Raw genomic sequence first — 23215 nt, 5'->3', positions numbered from 1 at the left:
ACACTGACATCCTAACAGTGTGAATTGAACACTTTGTTATAACGTGTTTTATCACCGGACTCTGGGAGCTAAGTTAAGGTTTTATGAATAACTCATTGTTATTTCTATTGATTAGAAAATATCAATACGTAGAAAGGAGACAGGAAAGAATAAAAAACCCTGCCGAACAGGCAGGGTTTGAACACTCGTTAATCAGAGTTCATTATGGCACTTAGTCGCGCAGAGCAGCACCGAACTTATCGGATACGTGTGCAACGATCGCGTCTACCGCGCCTGCGATATCGGCATCTTCAAGCGTACGCTCAACCGATTGTAGCGTCAGTGCAATCGCCAGGCTCTTCTTGCCGTCTTCAACACCTTTACCTACGTAAACGTCGAACAGTTTCGCGTCTTTCAGGAACTCGCCACCTTGCTCCAGACATGCTGCAACGATGTCACCAGAAGCAACGGTTTCGTCAACAACGACTGCGATGTCACGACGGTTTGATGGGAACTTAGACAGTTGTACCGCTTCTGGGATCACTTTCGTGTTGATCGCAGACCATTCGATTTCGAATACGATAGTACGGCCATTCAGACCAAACTTTCGTTCTAGCTCTGGGTGAACTGTACCGATCACGCCCACTTCTTTGCCATCTACGATGATTGCCGCAGATTGACCTGGGTGAAGTGCTGGATGCTTCGCTGCCGCAAACGAGTAGGCTTTTTCGTTCGCAGAAAGCTCAAGAATCGCTTCCAGATCGCCTTTCAGGTCAAAGAAATCCACAGTTTGCGTTGCCATATCCCAGTGTTCTTCACCGCGAGTACCGGCAATCACGCCCGCGAGCATTGGCTCTTGACGCATGCCGTTTTCTGCCGATTCACAAGGAATGAAACGCAGACCGTATTCGAACAGACGAACGCGTGGTTGCTGACGTTTTTGGTTGTGAACCACAGTATTCAACAGACCCTGGATAAGACCCAGGCGCATTGCTGACATTTCCGCAGAAATTGGGAATGGCAGAATCAACGGCTCTACGTCTGGCACGATCAGTTTTTGTTGCTCTGGTTCAACAAAGCTGTAGGTAATCGCTTCTTGGTAACCACGGTCAACCAACAGGTTACGTACACGTTTAAGAGGAAGGTCCGCTTCTACGTGGTTGTGCATCTTAAGCGCAGCAACTGGGTGCTGGTTAGGAATGTTGTCGTAACCGTAGATACGGCCCACTTCTTCGATCAAGTCTTGCTCAATCGCGATGTCAAAGCGCCATGTTGGTGCTGTCGCGATCCAACCCGATTCTGTTGCTTCAACAGTCAGGCCAAGACGCTCTAGAATTTCTACTACGTCGGCATCAGGGATGTGATGACCAAGTAGGTTGTCTAGCTTAGTACGACGCAGTGCTACTGTGTTCGCTGCTGGTAGGTCTGATTCAGATTCTACCGCGACAACCGGCGCCACTTCACCGCCACAGATTTCAACGAGCAGCTCAGTTGCACGCTCCATTGCGCTTGCTTGTAGTGCGAAATCGACACCACGTTCAAAACGCATGGAAGAATCAGTGTGCAGACCATAGCTACGAGCGCGGCCACGAATGTGGTCAGGTGCAAAGAATGCACACTCTAGTAGCACGTCTTTAGTTTCTGATGTTACACCAGATTCTTCACCACCGAAGATACCCGCGATTGCTAGCGCTTTACCGTGGTCTGCAACCACTAGTGTGTCCGCGTTTAGTTCTGCTTCGGTACCGTCTAGAAGAGTCAGTTTTTCGCCCTGCTCTGCCATACGTACCACGATGCCGATGTCGATCTTAGCCAGATCAAATGCGTGCATTGGTTGGCCTTGCTCTAGCAGAACGTAGTTTGTGATATCAACCACTGGGTCGATTGAGCGAATGCCACAACGGCGCAGTTTCTCTTGCATCCACAGCGGTGTTTCTGCTTGAACGTTAACGTTCTTAACGATACGCCCAAGATAACGCGGGCATGCTGCTGAGGCTTTCACTTCAATTGAGATGTTGTCATCGATCGCTGGCGCCACTGGGTTAACCGCTGGCTCAGTCACATCGGCACGGTTGAGTACGCCCACTTCACGCGCCAGACCACGAATGCTGAAACAGTCTGCACGGTTTGCTGTCAGATCTACGTCGACCGTGACATCGTTCAGACCCAGGAATTCACGGAAGTCAGTACCGATCACGGCATCTTCAGCCAGTTCCATGATGCCATCTGATTCTACGTCGATACCCAGTTCAGTGAAGGAACACAGCATACCGTGAGAAGGTTGGCCGCGCAGTTTCGCTTTCTTGATTTTGAAATCGCCCGGAAGCACCGCGCCTACGGTTGCAACTGCAACTTTGAGGCCTTGGCGACAGTTTGACGCGCCACAAACAATGTCGAGCAGTTCGTCTTCACCAACATCGATTTTCGTTACGCGCAGTTTGTCTGCGTCAGGGTGCTGACCACATTCAACAACGTGACCCACTTTAACGCCAGTGAATGAACCGGCTACAGGTAGTACGTCGTCTACTTCCAGACCCGCCATTGTAATTTGGTGAGTAAGCTCGTCAGTCGATACCGCAGGGTTTACCCACTCACGAAGCCATGATTCGCTGAATTTCATAGTGATAAATCCCCTGGATTACTTGAACTGTTTTAGGAAACGAAGATCGTTCTCGAAGAACGCACGTAGGTCGTTTACGCCGTAACGCAGCATCGTCAGACGCTCAACGCCCATACCGAATGCGAAACCAGAGTATTTCTCAGGGTCGATACCTACTGCACGCAGAACGTTCGGGTGAACCATGCCACAGCCCAGAACCTCTAGCCATTTGCCGTTTTTACCTTTCACATCAACTTCTGCTGAAGGCTCGGTAAACGGGAAGTATGAAGGACGGAAACGAACCTCAACTTCTTCTTCAAAGAAGTTACACAGGAAGTCGTGCAGAATGCCCTTCAACTGGGCAAAGTTGACATTTTCATCAACCAGCATACCTTCCACTTGGTGGAACATTGGCGTGTGTGTTTGGTCGTAGTCGTTACGGTATACACGGCCCGGAGCGATGAAACGGAACGGCGGTTTGCCATTTTCCATCGTACGGATCTGTACGCCAGAGGTATGAGTACGCAACATCAGATCTGGATTAAAGAAGAAGGTGTCGTGGTCAGTACGAGCTGGGTGATCTTCAGCAATGTTCAGCGCATCAAAGTTGTGAAATGCGTCTTCGATTTCAGGACCGGCTTCTGTATTAAAGCCCAACTCACCAAAGAACTGTTCAATACGCTCAACGGTACGAGTGACTGGATGTAGACCACCGTTTTCAATACGGCGACCCGGTAGCGTTACGTCGATCGTTTCTGCTGCCAGTTTGGCTTCCAGTTCCGCAGTCTGCAGTGCGTCTTTACGAGCTGCAATTGCTTGTTGAACCACGCCTTTCGCTTTGTTGATCTCTTGACCAGCTTCGCGGCGTTCTTCTGGTGGTAGTTTACCCAGGCTTTGAAGCTGAGCGGTTAGCTCACCTTTTTTGCCCAGATACTGAACACGCACTTCATCAAGTGCGACTAACGAATCTGCAGATTCAATGGCTGCGTTCGCGTTAGCAATGATCTCTTCTAGATGTTGCATCGTTTCCTCATCTACCTATACCTACCTGCAAGGCAATAGATATAAGTGGTAGTGTCCATTCTGGGTAGGCTGCTCAACAGCCAGTACCCGACAGGAATCTTGGGTCTATAGATAGCTGTACATAGTAACGAATGACAAGGTCAAATCCAAACTGAAATCCGTTTATTTACCGCCTTTGGGTAAAATTTCACCTCAACACTTGATAAAAGTGCTTTTAACACCAAGCTAATTGGTAATTAAAAGAAAAAAAGGATTAAAAATGACTGCTGTAATTGAACCTATCCGCGCCGATCAAGACGCTGATATCTGCGCCATCATCAAAGCCGTAGGTGCAGAGTTCGGTGCCGTCGGTGAAGGTTTTGGGCCATCTGATCCTGAAGTGCTGGCGATGAGCGAATACTACACTGCCGACAAACAAAGTTTGTACCTGGTGGCTACGGTTGACGGAAAAATCGTCGGAGGCTGTGGTCTGGCCCCGTTTCAGGGGTCGGCACAGACTTGTGAACTGAAAAAACTTTTTCTGTTACCGGAAAGTCGCGGGCTGGGTCTGGGTAAAGCGTTGGCCGAACGTTGTCTGGATTTTGCTTGCCAGCAAGGGTTTAAGCAGTGTTACCTTGATACACTGACGTCGATGAAATCTGCAATCCAGCTGTATGAAAAGCTCGGGTTTATTCATTTGAATAGTCCTCTGGAAGGAACAGAGCATAGTGGGTGCGATGTATGGATGTTAAAGGCGCTGTAAATTACAGAAATATCAACGTTCTTTCCCACCCCAAAGAGCACCGTGATAAAGCGCGAGTAACGTCTACTGGTGATGATTGGTTGGTTTGATCTGGTTCGCAAAAAATGAATCCCATTGACTGCGGGAAAGCATTTCTTGCCTTTTACCTTGATACGCTCAGACCTGTTATTTCGGTCTCTGGCTCACTCTGTCAACGAAATTTCACCTAAACACAAATAAGCAACAGATTGCTTATTTGTGTTTATTGCTTATGTTTTTATTGGACCTCACATAGAAAGGAACTCCAATGATAAACATAATACGCAACGTCATCTTAGCTTCATCTTGTATTGTCTCCTCAGTGGCTTACGCGCAAACCGCGTTGCCTGTGATCGCAGATGAAATCCCGTTCACCCTATCCTCTATCGGAGAGACATCCACTTCGATGACTGTCGAGCATACCGATGCTGAATTCATCAAACTTCACTTCAAGAGCCTAACCTTGCCTAAAGGCAGTGTGATTCGCCTAACATCACGTGACGGATCAGAGGTGGTTGAGTATTCCACCAGTCAAACCGACTGGTATGCGCAGTCTATTTTTGGCGACCAGATCACCATTGAGCTGATCCCGAATGCGCAGGGAGAAACCGGTCAGTTTGATATCGATTACTACATGGCAGGCAAAGAAACCGCCACCAGCTTTGAAAGCAGCAACACAACACTGTCGACCTGCGGCGTGAATGAGCGGAAAGACGTAGCGTGCTGGCAGGACTCACACGCCGAAAAAGTCGCCTGGTCGAGCCCAGTCGCCCGATTACTGATCGATGGACGCAGCCTGTGCACGGCCTGGCGTGTTGGTCCTGACAATAAACTGTTTACCAACAACCACTGTGTCAGCACCGAAGCAGAACTCAAAAATACCGAGGTGTGGTTCAACTACCAACGCAGCACTTGTAACGGCACGTTATCAACCACAGTGAAAGTCATGGGTGACCAACTTTTCAGCACCGATTATACCTTAGACTACACTCTATTTTCCGTGGATGATTTCAGTAAAATTGAATCCTTTGGTTATCTGGGGCTGGATAACAGCGAACCAGTGTATGGTAACGGAATCTACATTCCTCAGCATGGCTCGGGCAATCCAAAAGAGTTGGCGATTGAAAGTGATCAAAACGGCTCCGGCTATTGCCAGATTGATGTTGCATCGGCGAATGGACGAGGCACCAATACCGATACCGGTTACTTTTGTGACACCATCGGCGGCTCGTCAGGTTCGCCAGTGCTGAACACGGCCAACAACAAAGCGATCGCTCTGCACCACTTTGGTGGCTGTGAAAACCAAGGGGTTAAAATCAGCAAAATTTGGCCTCAGGTCGCCACATTCTTCAATAACACGCTGCCCGATGGTTCGGTCGGACAACCGAATAACGGCATCCAGGAGTTGGTTCCGGGTACCCCCGTCACTGGTTTAGCGCTCAGCAAAGGCGAACAACAGATGTGGGTAGTGAAAGCGCAAAACAGAACCGCACCGCTTAACGTCACCATCAACTCAGGCAGCGGCGATGCCGATTTGTATGTTCGCTCAGGCGCTCAGCCAACCACCAGCGCCTATGACTGCCGACCTTATCTGTCCGGCAATAACGAGTCGTGCTCCGCAGCGTTGGCTGGAGAAGATCTGTATATTATGCTGCGCGCTTACAACAGCTTTTCAGGCGTGACCTTAAATGTGACTGAAAATTAATGATTTTTCTTTTATCTGATAACAAAAGGACGCAGCTTCTGCGTCCTTTTTATTTGTCACTCGAGAAAATAAAGTGAGACCAGAAAGAAATTAAAAATAGTACTCCAGAGAGAACTCAATAAAATCATCCCTTCGCGCAAAATAAAGCAAATCATCCGGCGTGTTGTTTTCGAACAACCAACCATCGATGCGCCATTTAAAGTGATTATTGATGCGACTCGATGCCTCTAGCTTGGCGCTGTACACATCTGAATGATCCAGATCTTGTGATACCCCGATCAAAACTTCCGTTCCGTCTTCATCATTCAGCGCAAAACGCGTTCCGAGAAAAAGGTCATTCTGTCCGGTTGTCTGGGCATTGTTACCCCGGCTGTCGTACAGATACTCCGCTATCCACCCGACATCCCATACGGACCCTAACGCCCCTACCCAGGTGTACTCAAACCCCGAGACCACACCAGTGTGGTTATCTTCACTATCTCGATAGATACTCTCGAGCTTCCATAACCAGTCACCGACGATCCCCTGAACATCGAGTCCGACCTGAGACATCTGCGCATAGTAAGGTTTCAGTTGTTGCGATTGCAGACGATAGTAAGGATCACGATTGGTGCCCTGGAAATAACTAAGCCCGACATCCCAATCACCCAACATTTTCGCGTAACGCAAGGCCACATCCACGTGCTTTTCTTTACGCGAGGATTCATACAGAGCGTCATCAGAAACCGGGATCGTCGGTCTCAAGCGACCATCTTCACCTGCGAATGTCCGTTCACGAAAATAGGGCAACAGCAGTGCATCCACGACCCCCCACTCTTTAATGCTGGTGAAATGAATCATGGGTTGCCCCAATTTATCTTCGCCATCGACCGCTTCAATCGCATCGGTCTGGTTAACCACGTCCACCAGATGCTCCGACTCCGTTACCCCCCAAAACACTTTGCCAATGCCAAGCCGTAGCTCATAGTCACTCCAGTACGTCAGATAAAGTGCTTCACGAATATCACCATGTGTACGTTCATCATCCATACTATCAAGACGATAAAACGGCACAAAAGTAAAGCTTGCATTGCCATCACCCCATGACTGGTAGATTTCCGGTTGCAAGACTAACGAGCTCTGCACCCGGCCCTGCCTGTCCAGACCGCGTTCAAAAAACTGCCGATGCTCAAGGTTGACCTGGCCGGACAACTCCCACGCGTGACATTGTAACGGAACGAGTGCTAGCGCCAGAGAAGCAATCACAGAGATACGATTATTTGTTCGACTCATCGCGACCTCTTACTTCACGCGTTTCAGCACGGTTTTCTGGAAATCCTTGGCATCCAGCCCGTTATTGAAAGTGATCTCACTGGTGGTTAACAGTGTGCTCTTACCGGTCTGGTGATTTTGCATATTCATCGCGTGTGCTCGCCAGTATTTCCCTTGATACTGTTGGTACTGGCTGAACTGAAGCGTCTTGAGAAGCGCACCTTTTCGGTCATAGAATTCGATCTGCAACGGACGAAAATGAATCTGATCAATCCACACAATCTGACGTGTGTAACCAGAGTTTTTATCAGTCGGTACTTGTTCCAGCACAAACGCAGGCTGGCCATCGATCTCTTCATCTTTGACGTAATTGAAGGTGTATTTTTCAATTTCAAACGAACTGAGATCCTCGTATGCAAACTCACTGCCCATAAATGGGCCCGATTTGTTGCGTGAAGATATCCGCTTCACCCGTTTCAGTGCGGGCAAATACAGCCACTGGTCATCCGCATCTAAAGTGTGTGAATGATTCAGAAAGGCGGTGCCTGAGACATCTCGTGGCTGGTCAAAAATCGTCAGTCCCTTATCGCCATCACCGTTCACTTCCAGTGATTTGAGGCGCATCAGACGAGTACTGCTCTCTCCCTGCGCGTTTTTCAGTACCATTTCCATGGTCGCGATCGTATCCCCCCACCCCTCACCACGGACTTTGCGTTCCTGAGCAATTTCCAGCCCCCGGGCCGGGTCCGCCCAGACAGGTGACGTCACTCCGGCTGTAACCATCAAGACACAGGCAAGAGATAACACGCGGGTAAAGTATGTTGGCTTAGCAATATTCATTGATATGTTCCTTCTAGTGAGTCGAGTTCGTAGCCGGATGTCCCGGTTGAGACTGAGGTTGAGATAACGGCGCATCTGCGGGATAAGTTTTGGTATCAAAACGCATCAGCAGTGTCGGGAGAAACAGAAAGTCGACGATCAGAGCGAGTAAAATTACCAGCGCACTGAGTTGCCCCATGTCGGAATTGAGTCTGAAGCTCGACATCGCCAAAACCATAAACCCGGCGACCAACACTACCGTCGTGATCCACAACGCACGGCCAACAGTGTGGAAGGCGTAACGCACCGCCTGTTCGGCACTTTGTCCTTCTTGACGAGCCCGCTGATATTTGGAGAGAAAATGGACGGCATCATCGACCACAATCCCCAACGTCAGTGTCACGACGACGGATAATCCGAGGTTGATGTCGCCTGATAGCAGTGCCCAGACACCAAAACCGATGATCGCCGGAGCCATATTAGGAATAAGGCTGATGATCCCCAGCCGCAGCGAACGCAAAGCAAAAATCATCAGTGCGGAGATCAAAACCATAGTGAGTGGCAACGTCGATAACATACTTTGCATATTGGTTTCACCAATATGGGCAAACATCATTGATGGACTGGATGCCACGACCTCGTATTGCGGCGCGTTGGTATTAAACCAGGCGTAAATACGATTTTCGAGCGCGACCAGCTCTTTACTGCCGAGGTTATCGGTTGTAACCACCAACTTCAGTGACGATTTGTCGACATTGATCTGGTTGTTGAGATCCAACCCGTAAGGCAACGACATTTCATACAACAGCAAATATTGCGCAGCCAGCTCTCTGTCCTGAGGGAGACGGAAATATTGCTCATCATCGGCGTGCATGTTTTTATTGAGCCGTTTGTAGACATCCGACAAAGTGGCAACGTGGTCCGTTTCAGGTTGGGCTCTCATCCATTCAGAGAATGCGCCAATGGTCTCAATAAACTTCGGATCGGCAATCCCCTGTGACTCATGTGTTTTGACGGCAATACTGATGTTGGTCATTCCGCTGATGTGGGATTCCATAAAATCCGCCGCACGACGAAAATCACTGCGCGTGTCAAAATACTTCACGGCATCATCGTTCACTTTGTTCAGCGGGATCAACGCACCAAAAGCCACAATCACAATCACGGACAAGGGCAACAACAATTTACGCTGTGTGACCACAAAATCGGCCAGGCGATCCATGCGTGTTGTCGGCTGCTGCTGCGATGCTGGCGCAACACGAATCGGTAAAATCTTAAGTAGCGCTGGCAGCAGGCTGATCGACAGGCCGCAAGCGATCATCACCCCCACTGCCGATAGGTTACCGAAGTCGCGCAGAACTGGTGAGTCAGACATATTCATCATCAGAAAACCAATCGCCGTTGTCACGGAAGTGATCAGGATCGGAACCACATTGATAGTGACACTGTGATCAATGGCATAGGTTTTAGAGTGGCCTTTTTGCAGGTTGTAACGCATGGTCGCAATCACATGCACACAATCGGCAACGGCTAGTGTCATGATTAAGGTCGGCACATTCACCGTCGCCGTGGACATAAACACCCCGCCCCAACCGGCCAGCCCCAACGTCGCCACAACCGAGCCGATGATCACCAGTAACGTCGCCATCACACTCAACAAAGAACGCAGCATCAAGGTCAGAAAAACCAGAATGACCAGCAACATGGTGGGTACGAGCGTCGCGGTGTCCTGCTGAGCAGATACCATAAATGCCTCGTTCATCGCGATGATGCCCGCTTTATGGAATTCGACATCCGGATAGAGTTGACGATACTGTTCCAGCAACTGATTGATATAGGTCACCACTTCCGTGACCTCCGCAGTCTCGTCGTCCTGCGGCAACTGCACTGTGATGTTGACCACCGACACGGCACCGTCTGCTGAAATCAGTAAGTTTTTAAGCAGAGGTTCATTTAGCGCAATCTGTTTGACTTTTTCGATTCGCTCAGGCGTAAGCGGATACTCGTCGTAAAGCAAGTCTTCAACCAGCAGATCATCATCAATCGCCTCTGTGTGCTGGTAGTTAGCCAAAGAGTCAACCCGACTGGAATACGGTGTTTGCCAGGCATCTTTGGTCAATTTCTGTAATAAAGTGAGGGTTCGCCGATTAAACACATTGCCGTTTTCTGGTGCAATGACAATAGCGACACTGTCCGATTTAGCGAACGTCGTCTGAATTTCATCAAACGCCTGAAGTTGAGGATTGCTGCCATCGAAAAAGATGTTGTAATCCCCACGAAAGTAGAGATTTTTCGCACCTAAAGCAGCGACGAGTATTGCGGTTAAAACCGCCATACACACCAGCCAGGCGTAGCGTGTGGGTGCGGTCAGCCAGAACTGAGCGCGGTTGTCTGGAAGGGTAACCTGTTTCATCACATTCTCCATTTGTGACGTGATTTTTTACACGACAGAGCAAAGTGAACGTTTTGCTCTCAGTAAGCGTCAAAATGGGACAGCCATGCTCTCTCATTTTTTGACGAATCGTCATTAATGGATATTTAAAAACCCATTTGCATGGGTTTTAATCCTGTCACAGGCTGGTGGAGCGTTAACGGCCCACCGATTCCAGATAAGTCAGTTCATCTTTAAACAGAGTCTGTTCAACTTTCTGCCAGGTCTTTCTGTAATCCCACTCAGACGAGAGCGGTTTCCAGCCCAGACCATCCAGCAGCATATTCGCATTGTGCAACACCGTAAACGGATCCTGCAAGCGGCTGATACAGCGGCTGTTGGATGCGTTTTGTGTTAAGGCATTTGATCCAAAAGCAATCGACCAGTTAGCGAATACAATCGCATCTGAGCTGATGCCGGGCGTAAATCGAAGATCCCCTTCCTGCACCGCTGCACTGACCAGATCATCTGCCCCCTGAATCACCAGCTCTTCCAGTTGATTCAGGTAATTTATCCGCTCTGGAGAGGCTTTCTCAATGACCCATGGACTTTTTGCCATGATGGCACACGTTGACAGCACCGGCTCCATTCGCGCATAAATGCGAAACGCCACGTGCATCGCAATGATTCTTTCGCGCGAGCTTCCTTCAAAGCCTGCGGCACGTTCGAACAATTGTGACTCCCGGCGTAAAGAATTGACGCATACGGCAAGAATGGCGTCTTCTTTGCTGCAAAAATGATTGTAGATCGTGCCTTTTGAATAGGGACTGGCTGCAGTCAGCTTATCCATAGTCAACGCACCAAACCCTTGCTCACGAATAATGCCAATAGCGAGCTCGATCAATTCGAGTTCACGATTTGCTATCGCCTGCTGCTTCTTGCTCAAACCTGAGCCTCGGCCGGGTTCATTCTTCTCACTCTTTATACAGCTAAAGCCAAACATGTCTTCCGTCTCTGGTCCTGATTTCCTGACGCACTAAGTTTAACACGAAAGCATTATCTGTGTAGCCTGCCAAATTATGACGATTCGTCATTTTTGACACATCGTCATAATAGCCGATAAATCGATCATATCAAGTTACTTTTTGTTAAATATTCATTCGGGCAATAGTTTCCTTAAGCCGCTACGCTGTTTAAAAAACAACAAAAGGAACAAACATGCGTCGACTGACTCTTCCTCTACTCGGGGCTACATTGTGTTTTCCAGCCTGGGGCTGGCAAGTTGAGAAAGTGGCGGGCGGCTTTGCGGTCCCCTGGGGCATGAGCTTTGTCGACAACGACACTCTCCTTGTCACAGAGCGTAATGGTGGGATAAAACAACTGACGCTGTCGACTGGCGCTATTCGCAACCTGTTTGAGGTAGAAGACGTATGGGCTCGCGGACAAGGTGGCCTGCTGGATATTGCCGTCTCCCCGTTTGATCCTGGTAAAGTGTACGTTACCTACAGCAAGGACGTGAGTGGCCAAGGTGCCACTACGCTAGCAGTTGCGGATTATCGCGACGGTAACCTCACTAACTGGCGAGATGTGTTAGTGAGTCGTTCGACGTCTGACACTGGACGTCACTTTGGTAGCCGGATTGCGTTTGACCAATCGCACGTCTATTTTTCCATCGGCGATCGTGGCAATAGAGACAACGGGCAAAACACACGGACACACGCTGCTGCCATATTGCGTCTTAATCCCAACGGTTCGATCCCGCAAGACAACCCATTTGTGAAAGATCCAACGATACTTGATGAAATCTGGACTTATGGTCACCGCAATCCCCAGGGGCTTACTTACGACATTCAAACCCAACAGCTTTGGGAAATTGAACACGGACCAAGGGGGGGCGATGAGATTAATCGCATCCAAAAGGGAAAAAACTACGGCTGGCCTGTCACTTCCCACGGTAAGGAGTATTGGGGCCCATTAGACGTTGGTGACGCCAAAGAAAAACCGGGAATAGAACCACCGGTCAAAGTGTACGTGCCCTCTATCGCTCCCGGTAGCCTTATACTGTACCGAGGTGATAAGTATCCCGCGCTAAACGGAAAACTTCTTTCAGGCTCGCTTAAACTGACTCATATTAACATCGTCAGCCTGAATGATAACTTTGAAGCAGTGGGTGAAGAGAGAATTCTGCAAGAGCTGGGTGAGCGAATCCGCGATATCGAGGTCAGCCCGCAAGGATGGATATACTTTTCCACCGATCGTGGAAATGTGTACCAACTTAAACCTTAGCCCCAGAACAAAGCCCAAATAACAAAAAACCCAGCCATCAGGCTGGGTTTAAAATTTGGAGCGACACACGAGGTTCGAACTCGTGACCTCAACCTTGGCAAGGTTGCGCTCTACCAACTGAGCTAGTGTCGCATAGCGCTCAAATGAGCATTAAGATGGTGCCCCGGGCCGGACTTGAACCGGCACAGCGCGAACGCCGAGGGATTTTAAATCCCTTGTGTCTACCAATTCCACCACCAGGGCACACTAAATGTGTGATGGAGACACCATCAAGATATCGCCTTAGCCATACCTATAAATTTGGAGCGACACACGAGGTTCGAACTCGTGACCTCAACCTTGGCAAGGTTGCGCTCTACCAACTGAGCTAGTGTCGCAAATGGAGGCGCGTCCCGGAGTCGAACCGAGGTCCACGGATTTGCAATCCGCTGCATAGCCACTCTGCCAACGCGCCTCTGTAATTCCAAGATTCACTGCATTGCGTTCCTCTTGGGTACGGGATGCATTCTACGGATTCGATCATCCGAGTCAACATTATTTTTCAATTTTTAAATCGTTTGTCTAAATTGCATTCAAAAACGCTTAAATTGGTCAATTTCTTAGCGAAAACCACCGACAAACCTTAGATTAATATGAACATTTATTAAAATCTTGTTGAGTAGTTTTTTGTGATTTAACCTCGTTGTCCAGGCAACATCCTACATAAAAAAAGCGGGCTTCACGCCCGCTCTTTTAATGATGTTCTTCGTTAAGTAAATCGTCTTTCGCTGCAACCAGATATTGTGCCATCGACCAGTAGGTTAATACTGTTGCGACATAGATGGATATATAACCAACCCAGATCATCCAGTCATCATACCGCCAGATAAGAACCCACAGCGCAAACATCTGTGTCAGCGTTTTCACTTTACCGATCCAAGAAACCGCGACGCTGGCACGTTTACCAATTTCGGCCATCCATTCACGCAATGCCGAGATAATGATTTCACGCGCTATCATGGTTAATGCCGGAATCGTAATCCAGATTGAGTGGTAATGTTCCGTGATAAGAATAAGAGCCGTTGCCACTAATACTTTATCTGCCACGGGATCAATAAAAGCGCCAAAACGGGAGGTTTGCCCCAGTTTTCGTGCCAACATACCATCCAGCCAGTCAGTAAAGCCAGCCACCCAGAATACCATAGCGGCCGCAAAAGGCGCCCAGCTGTACGGGAGATAAAACACGACGACAAATACCGGGATCAGGAAAAGTCGCAGGAGAGATAAAATATTAGGAATGTTAAAACGCATATTATTAGGCTCTTATCGTTTGCGCGTTAATGTTGCGGGATTTTTCTTATTGTTTCAATGCTTGATAAATGTTTTCTGCCAAAGAATGGCTAATCCCCGGCACTTTGGCTATTTCTTCAACACTCGCCCGCTTTAATTCTTGTAATCCACCCACGTATTTGAGCAATGCCTGACGACGTTTTGGTCCAATACCTTCGATACCTTCAAGTGCACTGGTACGGCGGGTTTTACCGCGCTTCGCCCGATGACCTGCAATCGCGTGATTGTGGCTTTCATCGCGAATATGCTGAATGAGATGCAAGGCGGGATCATCACTGGGTAAATTAAATTCTTCTCCGTCCGTGGTGATCAGAGTTTCCAACCCTGGCTTACGCGTAACACCTTTCGCAATGCCTATCATTCTAGGGCGCTTAGGCCAGTCATCCCAGTATTCTCTGATGATATCATGCGCACGGTTAAGCTGACCTTTACCACCATCAATAAAAATAATGTCCGGGATTTTCTCAATATCCAGTTGTTTTGAGTAGCGTCGCTCCAGAGCCTGTCCCATTGCAGCGTAATCATCGCCTCCGGTGATTCCGGTAATGTTATAACGACGGTACTCCTGCTTAACCGGCCCTTCGGGATTGAATACCACGCATGACGCAATGGTACTTTCCCCCATGGTATGGGAGATATCAAAACACTCCATCCGGTTGATGCCATCCATATCCAGCACTTCGCGCAGTGCTTTGAAACGCTGAGAAATCGTCATTTTATGATTGATCTTGGTGGTAATCGCGGTCAGCGCATTGGTATTCGCCAACTTGAGGTAGCGGCCTCGTGTCCCAGCCGGATTGACATGGTACGTCACCCTCCTACCCGCCACTTCGCTGAGCGCATCCTGAAGTGGCTTAATGTCATCCACCAGCCCTTGATTAAGGATGATCCGCGTTGGGATCGTTCTCGCTTCATTGTGACTGAGGTAGTACTGACTGAGAAAACTATAAAACACCTCTTCCTGCGATGTGTTCGACGGTACTTTGGGAAAATGACTCCGGCTCCCCAGCACTTTACCTTGCCGTATCATCAGAATATGGATGCAGGCAATGCCGTTTTCCTGCGCAAAGCCCAATACATCCATATCATCCATACTGTCTTCAGAAACGAATTGTTGTTCCTGTACCCGGCGGATGGCTTGAATCTGATCGCGATATTTGGCCGCATCTTCAAATTTAAGTGTACGGCTGGCTTCTTCCATTTTCGCAATCAGAATTTCCAGCACCTGCTTGTCTTTTCCCTGCAAGAATAAACGCACGTAGTTGACCAGCTCCGCGTATTCTTCATCAGAGATAATGCTGCTAACGCAAGGCCCCGCACAACGTCCAATCTGATACATCAGGCAAGGCCTGGTACGATTGCTGTATACCGTGTCTTCACACTGACGTACCGGAAAGATTTTCTGGATCAGATGCAAAGATTCACGGACAGCGCCAGAGTCGGGATACGGGCCAAAATATTCCCCTTTGCGCTTTTTCGCACCACGATGCATCGACAAGCGAGGATGTTTATGCCCACTGATAAAAATATAAGGGTACGACTTATCGTCCCGCAGCAATACGTTGTATTTGGGAAGATACTGCTTGATGTAGTTGTGTTCGAGGATCAGCGCTTCTGTCTCAGTATGGGTAACCGTGACATCAATTTTTGCGATGTTGCTGACCAGTGCTCTGGTTTTTTCGCTGTCTACACGCTGACGAAAGTAACTGGACAGGCGCTTTTTGAGATCTTTGGCTTTACCGACATAAATAACCACAGCGTCGGCGTTGTACATACGGTAAACGCCGGGCTGATTGGTTACTGTCTTAAGAAAGGAAACCGAGTCAAAGGTGGTGGTCACTATAGTGTCTCGGTATCTAAAATTCCGTGTCGGATCGCCAGATGGGTGAGTTCAACGTCACCGCTGATGTCCAGTTTACTGAACAATCGGTAACGGTAACTGTTCACCGTTTTGGGGCTGAGATTCAACTGCTCAGATATATCGGTCACTTTCTGCCCTTTAGTTATCATCAACATGATCTGCAACTCACGCTCGGACAAGTCCGCAAATGGGTTTTCAGACGCTGGTGAAAACTGGCTGAGCGCCATTTGTTGAGCAATCTCAGGTGAGATATAACGCTGCCCGCTGTGAACAACGCGAATCGCGTTGACCATTTCGTCCGGGCCAGCACCTTTCGTCAGATACCCTGCGGCACCTGCCTGCATCACTTTAGTTGGAAACGGATTTTCCGTATGAACAGTTAAAACGATGATTTTCACATCCGGATTGAAACGCAGGATCTTCTTCGTGGCTTCCAGACCACCGATTCCCGGCATGTTCATATCCATCAAAATGACATCGGCATGATTAGTGCGACACCATTTGACTGCTTCTTCACCGCTGTCAGCTTCCCCTGCTACGTTCATTCCACGGACGTCTTCAATAATACGTCGTATCCCTGTGCGAACCAGCTCGTGATCATCTACAAGGAAAACACTTATCAAACTTGTATCTCCACACTCTTAAATTGGCTCTGCACCCACTTGAGGCAGTGGATAGCAGCATGGCTGCCTATTTTAACTTAATTCGCCGAATTTACTTACTCTGAATATGTGCGCAAAAGCAAACTTTAGCAAGTACTTATTTTCAGAACTGACGACTAGTACACATTTAACCTTTAAATCAATAAGTTAAAAGGATAATGAATATTTTATCATATCCTGACTTGATTACTGCCGCTAGATTGAAATCTTCTACACGCGCATAAATTTGAATAAGAACACGCTATCAACAAAATCTTTATTCATCGTTGGTCGTACTCTGCGCTTGTATCTGTTGAACGTGCCTTCTCAACGACAAATAAACAACAAAACGCATAGTAGCAACTCCGTTAAGTGTAGCTGATTTTATCCACGACTCAGGGGAATTTGAGCAAGGCGGAACAAACGCTAACCGAGATTGAATCTGTGTATGTCAGCATTTTTTGATAAAATCCTTTCTATCCGGCTATTACGACGTTTTTTTGTTCAACAAGGACCCATTTTTGACTATTCAACAAGGTTTTCTTCTGACCCGGCAAGCCCGGGACATTGCAGGCCAGACCCAAATTGACTTGTGGGTTGCCACCGAGCAAGGTCCGGTGAATTTGATTGTCCGCGGTGAACAACCGGTCTTCTTTATTGAACAGAATGACATTGAGCAAGCAACTCTTTTGGCGAATCAACACAGTCTCACTGTCGTTATCAATCCGCTGGGCTTGAAAAGCTTCGAACACCATCCTCTCGCCGCCTGTTACTGCAACACTATTCGCGACAGTTTTACCCTCTCCGATATCTTGAGCAAGTCAGATATATTCATGCTGGAAGCCGACATTAAATTGGCAGACCGTTACCTGATGGAACGTTTTATAAAAGGCAGTATCGAATTTGCTGGCAGCGCACAACCGCATAATGGTTATCACCAAGTCCGTCAGACAAAGTGTCGTCAGGGTAATTACATCCCTCATTTGAAAGTCGTTTCACTCGACCTGGAGTGCTCAGAAAAAGGCATTCTGTATTCCATCGGTCTGGATAGCGAGATGGACAGTCGAGTCATCATGATTGGCGATCCCGAAGCAGCCGACACTTCGATCCAGTGGGTCAAAGACGAATATGCGCTGCTGGAAGCGATGATCGAATGGTTCAGTCGCTACGATCCCGATGTGATCGTCGGCTGGAACGTGATTGATTTTGACTTCCGTCTGCTGCATAAACGTGCCGAATGGCATAACCTGAAACTGCGTATTGGCCGGGCCGGCCAATACAGTTCGTTCCGCTCATCGACTCAAACGCAGCAAGGCTTTGTGACCATTCCCGGTCGCGTGGTTATGGACGGCATTGATACGCTCAAAACGGCCACTTACCATTTCCGCTCCTGGTCATTGGAATCGGTGTCCCAAGAGTTGCTTGGCGAAGGCAAGCAGATTCACAATGTGCACGACCGCATGGCCGAAATTAACCATATGTTCCGCCATGACAAGCCATCATTGGCGAAGTACAACCTGCAAGATTGCGTGCTGGTCAATAAAATCTTTCGTCACACTCACCTGCTCGATTTTGCGATCGAACGCTCTCGATTGACGGGCGTCGAACTGGACCGGGTGGGCGGTTCGGTCGCGTCTTTTACAAATCTCTACCTGCCGCAAATTCACCGCGCAGGCTACGTTGCACCAAACCTGCACCCGGAAAACTGGATCGCCAGTCCGGGCGGCTATGTCATGGACTCGATTCCCAATTTGTATGATTCGGTGCTGGTACTGGATTTCAAAAGCCTGTATCCATCGATTATCCGCTCGTTTTTGATTGACCCAATGGGGCTGATTGAAGGTCTGAGGCTTGAAATAGGTAACCAGCCGGATCAAGCGGTCCCTGGCTTTCGTGGCGGTCAATTTCACCGTGAAAAGCACTTTCTGCCAAAGATGATCGAAGACCTCTGGGCGGCTCGGGATGTGGCTAAAAAGAATCAGGAGCAGGCATTTTCACAAGCTATTAAGATCATCATGAACTCGTTTTACGGTGTTCTGGGCTCATCCGGTTGTCGCTTCTTTGATACGCGCCTGGCATCAAGCATTACCATGCGTGGGCACGAAATCATGAAGCAAACCAAAAAGCTGATCGAGGCCAAAGGCTATCAGGTGATTTACGGCGATACCGACTCAACGTTTGTCTCACTCAACGGTGCCTACACTCAGCAGCAAGCCGATGAAACAGGTCAGACACTGGTGCGTTACATTAATGAGTGGTGGACCGAACATCTGCAGACAGAATACGACCTGACGTCAATATTGGAACTGGAGTACGAAACTCATTATCGCAAGTTTTTGATGCCAACGATTCGTGGCGCTGAGACGGGGTCCAAAAAGCGTTACGCCGGGCTCATTGGAGAAGGCGAACAAGAAAGAATCGTATTTAAAGGGTTGGAAAGTGCGCGAACCGACTGGACCCCGCTCGCCCAACGCTTCCAACAACAACTTTATCAGATGGTGTTTCACGAACAGGATCCACAAGACTTTGTACGGCAGTTTGTCGAAGACACGCTCGCTGGCCGATTTGATGATGAACTGGTGTATCAAAAGCGCTTGCGACGTAAATTACACGAATACCAAAAGAACGTACCACCGCAGGTACGGGCCGCTCGTATGGCTGATGACATCAACGCGCAACTGGGACGACCATTGCAATACCAGAGTAAAGGGGTCATTGAATACGTCATCACGGTCAACGGACCTGAGCCGAAAGAATACCTGAAAAGCCCAATAGACTATCAACACTACATTGATAAACAGTTGAAGCCCGTGGGCGATGCCATACTGCCGTTTATCGGCTTAGACTTCACCAACCTGAGTTTGCCCCAGCTTGGTCTGTTTTAACCTTAACCGATCTTGAACTCGGTTTTCTTATATTGCTTCACCAGCCATTCACCAAAGCCGTCCAGAATGCCGATCACCGAACGTTTTGGTATCGGGCGGCCGGACAACAAGATGCCAAGACGATCGATTTCCACCTGCCGCTCCGGATAATAACGCAGGAAGTGGCGGCCACATTCAACCGGATCATCAAACCAATTCTTATCCCGGTGCATCACCAGAGAGTAGCTGGCCCGTAAAAGCTTTTTAGCAATAATGACCTGCGCTTTAACCTGCTGTTCTGACGTTTGCGCTTTCGCTATCCGGTGGCGATACACCGCCAGCCAGTCCTCGACATCCATATTCCACTGTTTGGCAATCTCCCAGCTAGGTTCATAATCACCAAAGCATTCTGAAAGATCGTCCCCATACACACACACCGCGCGATGACGCAGCAGAAAACCCCAAGAGAGAATCCCTTCGATGCTGGCGATGTCTTGTGCCAGCCCCACTTTAAAATCCACCGCGGTAATAAATGGGAACGCTTTTTGAAAACGCCAGCGAATGGTGTTGAACAGTGTGGTGCGCTGATCACTGAAGCTGCGGTGGGTCACAACGACCACATCCAGATTAGAGCGCCCCGGCTGCGCCATTTTGTTTGCAACGCTGCCATACAGATAGACACTGTGAAGATTTGCCCCTAACCCACCTTTGAGGCATTTAAGCAAATCATCAATCGCAGGCTGATATTCAGACTGGAATGCTTGTTTGGGATCGATTACTGGTAGAACCATCTGACAAATATGATCATTTTGACTATTGTTAAACCCGATCATGTTCGCTCAGAGCGGAGATTGAATCAAGATATTCCTTCCCGGCTCACTCTTGGTATAATGCGCCGAAATCAAACACAAAGGAAATCTTCCATGCCAAAGGCAAGTGAACTTAAGAAAGGTTTTGCGATTGAGTCAAATGGCAAAACTCTGCTGATTAAAGACATCGAAGTAACAACCCCAGGCGGCCGTGGCGGAGCGAAAATCTACAAGCTGCGCTGCACCGACCTGACGACCGGGGCTCGTGTGGATGAGCGCTTTAAGTCAGACGACGTGCTGGACACCGTTGAAATGAACAAGCGGGCGGTCTCTTTCTCTTACGTCGATGGCGACGAGTACATCTTCATGGATAACGATGATTACTCTCAGTTCACTTTTAAACAGGCCGATATCGCCGACGAACTGCTGTTCATCACTGAAGATATTCAGGGTTTGAGCGTGGTTCTGGTCAACGGTGCCGCTGTTGCACTGGAACTACCGGCGTCCGTTGAACTGGTGATCGAAGAAACGGACCCATCAATCAAAGGGGCGTCAGCTTCTGCCCGTACAAAACCAGCCCGCTTTGCGACTGGCCTGACTGTTCAGGTGCCTGAGTATATTGCAACGGGTGACCGCGTCGTTGTGAATACGACCGAACGTAAATACATGAACCGAGCTTAATATTATGTCTGATCTTATCTCTTACGATGACGTTATTGATGCCGCATACGACATCTTCCTCGAAATGGCGCCGGATAATTTAGAACCTGCCGACGTGATTCTGTTTACCGCTCAATTTGAAGACCGTGGAGCCGCAGAACTGGTAGAAACCGGGGATGACTGGGTTCAGCATGTTGGATTTGAGGTAGACAAAGAAGACTTCGCTGAAGTTCGTATCGGTTTGGTCAACGAAGAGAATGACGTGCTGGACGATGTATTCGCACGAATGCTCGTCAGTCGCGATCCTGACAAAAAGTTCTGTCATATTTTGTGGAAGCGCGATTAAACGCCTTCAACCAGAACGCCGCTGTGAACAGCGGCGTTTTTTTATTCGCTTTTTATCGACACGAGTTCACGCGGAAGCAAAGAAACAACCATCACAAATTCAACTCATGATTAGTATTGAGCTGAATTCGAACCACTGGTTGAGCATGGTCTGATTGCTTTTTATTGCCCACCCCATCTGAATGAAGATGCTCATCGTACACGACAAAATAGACGACTTTCCCCACTGCCCGGTTGTTTTGTTCATTCAAAGCATTGGATACAAAAATGTAATCCAGCGTGTTGCCTTCACCGCGATAATAATGCGTCGGTGTGCGCTTTAGCCCATCCTGATTGGGTGCCAGATTAAAGGCATCATACAGCTTGTATTGGTAAGCGCTGACTTTAGCTTCCATAGGTAAGTTCTGGTACTTAACGCCATCCACTTCAAAGAGCCAAGCCCGGTTTGATAACGCTTCTACCGGGATCGAATCTGGGTCATCGTTCATATCACCTAACACCAGTATCGGTTTATCCGGCTGTGCTTCGATCTGTGTGGATACGGCCATGTACAAATCGTACGCTTCCGCTCCGCGTTGCAACAACGCTGCGACGTGGCCTGCCGAACGTGCTTGCATGGTGGCAAGCACTTTTTTCTTCCAAGGATCAGCGTCGTCATAATCCGGTTGAAGTTCAATGGCTCGTTTGGACTTTAGATGAGACACATACACCAGTATGTTGCCAAATCCTGGTAGCTCCACCTCGGCGCGCACTGGCGTGCGACTGTATTTAAAGTCAGCCTCAACAGGCAACTGCTCTTCAGATTGTTGGCTGAACCGGACGGCCTGAACGGAAGAAAGCGGAAAACGGGCGGCAACAGCGACCACCGGAGAGGTAAAAATCAAGGTATCATGCAAATCGTGCTCTGGTTGTTCCACCACGTCAAAATATGCATATCCAGCCGCATTGACTAACGCCTTCAACTCATCAATGCTAAAAACTTCTTGGAAGCCGATCACATCGCAATCCATTTCCTTGAGTCGGCTGATTATCCAGGCTTTTTTGGCCTGCCACTCATCCGCTGTATAAAAGTTTTCTTTTTCGTACCAACTGAACGGCGGCGCCGCAAACTGATATAGGTTAAACGTTCCACATCGTATGAACATCCCTGCCTCCTTATGTTTAAATTTGCATATAAACATTAGCAGTCAAGACGCATATCGGGTGACGTTTTGATTAAGTTTACATAACGGTGTTAGTGTCGGATTGCTCGCAACAATTCCGCGCTCAATTGACGCAATACGCCCGCTGCTGGTTTGGTGTGCGAAAACGTTCTCAGACCGTATATTCCCATTACCAGAAACTGAGCCAGTTGCTCAGGGCTTCGAGATGACTGGAGTTCTTGATTCAACAGCGCTTTTTGTATCAAAGCTGTAAAAGACTCCTGCCACTCTGTCAACATTTTACTGATGATGCTTTCAACTTCTTCATCTTGCTGAGCCAATTCGTTCAACGCCTTTTGCAGCAGGCAATCTTTGATATTTTCCTGCTCACACTCTGCCACGACCTGGTCAAGGTAAGCTTCAATGCCCGCCATCACCGTGGGATGCGCCGCAAACAGTGTCTGTTGCTCAGCGTTGCGCTCTTCTCGGTAATGCTGCAGTGCAGCAATTAGCAAGCCACGCTTATTGGTAAACGCACAATAAATCGACCCCGGGTGTAATCCCGTCGCCTGCTTGAGATCCTGCATACTGGTTTTGCTGTATCCCTTAACAAGAAAGGCTTCCATCGCTGAACGTAACACCGCATCACGGTCAAATTCGGCACTGCGCATCGTAATTCTCTTAAACAACTAAACTTGTGTGGATTTTACTTGAATTTGAACAATCATTCAAAAAATTCTTGAATGAGCGTTCAAGATGGATTATTTTGAA

General features: G+C 48.4%; 18 protein-coding genes and 4 tRNA genes. 6 read left to right on the top strand and 16 right to left on the bottom strand.

Features of this window, described 5'->3' with window-relative positions; genetic code table 11:
• Positions 1–211 precede the first annotated feature (211 nt).
• Both pheT and pheS read right to left on the bottom strand, forming a co-directional pair.
• Positions 212–2599 carry a phenylalanine--tRNA ligase subunit beta gene (pheT, locus tag VPR01S_RS11475; RefSeq protein WP_021705497.1) on the bottom strand — a complete coding sequence of 796 codons (2388 nt, stop codon included), beginning with the start codon at positions 2597–2599 and terminating at the stop codon, positions 212–214.
• An 18-nt stretch (positions 2600–2617) separates the two neighbouring features.
• A complete protein-coding gene (gene pheS, locus VPR01S_RS11470) occupies positions 2618–3601 on the bottom strand; it encodes a phenylalanine--tRNA ligase subunit alpha (RefSeq protein WP_021705496.1) in 984 nt (327 codons plus the stop codon).
• A gap of 259 nt (positions 3602–3860) precedes the next feature.
• On the opposite strand from pheS, the gene VPR01S_RS11465 reads away from it, so the two are divergent.
• Both VPR01S_RS11465 and VPR01S_RS11460 read left to right on the top strand, forming a co-directional pair.
• Positions 3861–4343 (top strand): GNAT family N-acetyltransferase, encoded by a 483-nt coding sequence (locus VPR01S_RS11465; protein ID WP_021705495.1) that lies wholly within the window; start codon positions 3861–3863, stop codon positions 4341–4343.
• 286 nt (positions 4344–4629) lie between these two features.
• Positions 4630–6066 carry a serine protease gene (locus VPR01S_RS11460; protein ID WP_021705494.1) on the top strand — a complete coding sequence of 479 codons (1437 nt, stop codon included), beginning with the start codon at positions 4630–4632 and terminating at the stop codon, positions 6064–6066.
• 90 nt (positions 6067–6156) lie between these two features.
• Here VPR01S_RS11460 and VPR01S_RS11455 read toward each other — a convergent pair whose 3' ends face one another.
• The 4 genes from VPR01S_RS11455 to VPR01S_RS11440 all read right to left on the bottom strand — a co-directional run bounded on the left by VPR01S_RS11455 (position 6157) and on the right by VPR01S_RS11440 (position 11510).
• A complete protein-coding gene (locus tag VPR01S_RS11455) occupies positions 6157–7338 on the bottom strand; it encodes a hypothetical protein (protein WP_021705493.1) in 1182 nt (393 codons plus the stop codon).
• 9 nt (positions 7339–7347) lie between these two features.
• On the bottom strand, positions 7348–8100 hold the full coding sequence (locus VPR01S_RS11450; protein ID WP_052035752.1) for an outer membrane lipoprotein-sorting protein: 753 nt from the start codon (positions 8098–8100) through the stop codon (positions 7348–7350).
• A 70-nt stretch (positions 8101–8170) separates the two neighbouring features.
• A complete protein-coding gene (locus tag VPR01S_RS11445; RefSeq protein WP_021705491.1) occupies positions 8171–10549 on the bottom strand; it encodes an efflux RND transporter permease subunit in 2379 nt (792 codons plus the stop codon).
• Positions 10550–10724: 175 nt separating this feature from the next.
• Positions 10725–11510 (bottom strand): TetR/AcrR family transcriptional regulator, encoded by a 786-nt coding sequence (locus VPR01S_RS11440; protein ID WP_021705490.1) that lies wholly within the window; start codon positions 11508–11510, stop codon positions 10725–10727.
• Between the two features lie 215 nt (positions 11511–11725).
• Here VPR01S_RS11440 and VPR01S_RS11435 point away from each other — a divergent pair, with 215 nt between their 5' ends.
• On the top strand, positions 11726–12793 hold the full coding sequence (locus tag VPR01S_RS11435) for a PQQ-dependent sugar dehydrogenase (RefSeq protein WP_021705489.1): 1068 nt from the start codon (positions 11726–11728) through the stop codon (positions 12791–12793).
• Positions 12794–12849: 56 nt separating this feature from the next.
• Here VPR01S_RS11435 and VPR01S_RS11430 read toward each other — a convergent pair.
• The 7 genes from VPR01S_RS11430 to uvrY all read right to left on the bottom strand — a co-directional run bounded on the left by VPR01S_RS11430 (position 12850) and on the right by uvrY (position 16606).
• A tRNA-Gly gene (locus VPR01S_RS11430) sits at positions 12850–12925 on the bottom strand.
• A 24-nt stretch (positions 12926–12949) separates the two neighbouring features.
• A tRNA-Leu gene (locus VPR01S_RS11425) sits at positions 12950–13036 on the bottom strand.
• A gap of 58 nt (positions 13037–13094) precedes the next feature.
• Positions 13095–13170 (bottom strand) — tRNA-Gly (locus VPR01S_RS11420).
• Between the two features lie 3 nt (positions 13171–13173).
• Positions 13174–13247 (bottom strand) — tRNA-Cys (locus VPR01S_RS11415).
• Positions 13248–13525: 278 nt separating this feature from the next.
• Entirely contained in the window at positions 13526–14083 is a 558-nt protein-coding gene (pgsA, locus tag VPR01S_RS11410; protein ID WP_021705488.1) for a CDP-diacylglycerol--glycerol-3-phosphate 3-phosphatidyltransferase, read from the bottom strand.
• A 46-nt stretch (positions 14084–14129) separates the two neighbouring features.
• Entirely contained in the window at positions 14130–15962 is a 1833-nt protein-coding gene (gene uvrC / locus VPR01S_RS11405) for an excinuclease ABC subunit UvrC (RefSeq protein WP_021705487.1), read from the bottom strand.
• A complete protein-coding gene (gene uvrY / locus VPR01S_RS11400) occupies positions 15962–16606 on the bottom strand; it encodes a UvrY/SirA/GacA family response regulator transcription factor (protein ID WP_021705486.1) in 645 nt (214 codons plus the stop codon). The genes uvrC and uvrY overlap by 1 nt, the downstream gene beginning before the upstream one ends.
• Before the next feature lie 539 nt (positions 16607–17145).
• Here uvrY and VPR01S_RS11395 point away from each other — a divergent pair.
• Positions 17146–19509, top strand: coding sequence for a DNA polymerase II (locus tag VPR01S_RS11395; RefSeq protein ID WP_021705485.1), 2364 nt, complete (start codon positions 17146–17148; stop codon positions 19507–19509).
• Between the two features lie 2 nt (positions 19510–19511).
• Here the strand turns inward: VPR01S_RS11395 and VPR01S_RS11390 are convergent, their stop codons facing one another.
• Entirely contained in the window at positions 19512–20279 is a 768-nt protein-coding gene (locus VPR01S_RS11390; protein WP_040902660.1) for a nucleotidyltransferase, read from the bottom strand.
• 132 nt (positions 20280–20411) lie between these two features.
• Here VPR01S_RS11390 and yeiP point away from each other — a divergent pair, with 132 nt between their 5' ends.
• Both yeiP and VPR01S_RS11380 read left to right on the top strand, forming a co-directional pair.
• Positions 20412–20978, top strand: coding sequence for an elongation factor P-like protein YeiP (gene yeiP / locus VPR01S_RS11385; RefSeq protein ID WP_021705483.1), 567 nt, complete (start codon positions 20412–20414; stop codon positions 20976–20978).
• Between the two features lie 4 nt (positions 20979–20982).
• Entirely contained in the window at positions 20983–21303 is a 321-nt protein-coding gene (locus VPR01S_RS11380) for an HI1450 family dsDNA-mimic protein (RefSeq protein WP_021705482.1), read from the top strand.
• Positions 21304–21394: 91 nt separating this feature from the next.
• Here the strand turns inward: VPR01S_RS11380 and VPR01S_RS11375 are convergent, their stop codons facing one another.
• The gene (locus VPR01S_RS11375) at positions 21395–22447 is read right to left on the bottom strand and encodes an endonuclease/exonuclease/phosphatase family protein (protein ID WP_021705481.1); all 1053 of its coding nucleotides are present in this window, start codon (positions 22445–22447) and stop codon (positions 21395–21397) included.
• An 89-nt stretch (positions 22448–22536) separates the two neighbouring features.
• A complete protein-coding gene (locus tag VPR01S_RS11370; protein ID WP_021705480.1) occupies positions 22537–23115 on the bottom strand; it encodes a TetR/AcrR family transcriptional regulator in 579 nt (192 codons plus the stop codon).
• Positions 23116–23215 lie beyond the last annotated feature (100 nt).

Origin of the sequence: Vibrio proteolyticus NBRC 13287, assembly GCF_000467125.1 — a bacterium.
Taxonomy (GTDB): domain Bacteria; phylum Pseudomonadota; class Gammaproteobacteria; order Enterobacterales; family Vibrionaceae; genus Vibrio; species Vibrio proteolyticus.
Note: the sequence above shows the minus strand (reverse complement) of the source record. Positions and strands in the feature narration are given on the sequence as shown.

Bases quoted from the DNA above. Each gene is read 5' to 3' on its own strand.
- pheT (WP_021705497.1), bottom strand. From the start codon at position 2,599: ATGAAATTCAGCGAATCATGGCTTCGTGAGTGGGTAAACCCTGCGGTA.
- pheS (WP_021705496.1), bottom strand. From the start codon at position 3,601: ATGCAACATCTAGAAGAGATCATTGCTAACGCGAACGCAGCCATTGAA.
- VPR01S_RS11465 (WP_021705495.1), top strand. From the start codon at position 3,861: ATGACTGCTGTAATTGAACCTATCCGCGCCGATCAAGACGCTGATATC.
- VPR01S_RS11460 (WP_021705494.1), top strand. From the start codon at position 4,630: ATGATAAACATAATACGCAACGTCATCTTAGCTTCATCTTGTATTGTC.
- VPR01S_RS11455 (WP_021705493.1), bottom strand. From the start codon at position 7,338: ATGAGTCGAACAAATAATCGTATCTCTGTGATTGCTTCTCTGGCGCTA.
- VPR01S_RS11450 (WP_052035752.1), bottom strand. From the start codon at position 8,100: ATGGTTACAGCCGGAGTGACGTCACCTGTCTGGGCGGACCCGGCCCGG.
- VPR01S_RS11445 (WP_021705491.1), bottom strand. From the start codon at position 10,549: ATGAAACAGGTTACCCTTCCAGACAACCGCGCTCAGTTCTGGCTGACC.
- VPR01S_RS11440 (WP_021705490.1), bottom strand. From the start codon at position 11,510: ATGTTTGGCTTTAGCTGTATAAAGAGTGAGAAGAATGAACCCGGCCGA.
- VPR01S_RS11435 (WP_021705489.1), top strand. From the start codon at position 11,726: ATGCGTCGACTGACTCTTCCTCTACTCGGGGCTACATTGTGTTTTCCA.
- pgsA (WP_021705488.1), bottom strand. From the start codon at position 14,083: ATGCGTTTTAACATTCCTAATATTTTATCTCTCCTGCGACTTTTCCTG.
- VPR01S_RS11390 (WP_040902660.1), bottom strand. From the start codon at position 20,279: ATGGTTCTACCAGTAATCGATCCCAAACAAGCATTCCAGTCTGAATAT.
- yeiP (WP_021705483.1), top strand. From the start codon at position 20,412: ATGCCAAAGGCAAGTGAACTTAAGAAAGGTTTTGCGATTGAGTCAAAT.
- VPR01S_RS11380 (WP_021705482.1), top strand. From the start codon at position 20,983: ATGTCTGATCTTATCTCTTACGATGACGTTATTGATGCCGCATACGAC.
- VPR01S_RS11375 (WP_021705481.1), bottom strand. From the start codon at position 22,447: ATGTTCATACGATGTGGAACGTTTAACCTATATCAGTTTGCGGCGCCG.
- VPR01S_RS11370 (WP_021705480.1), bottom strand. From the start codon at position 23,115: ATGCGCAGTGCCGAATTTGACCGTGATGCGGTGTTACGTTCAGCGATG.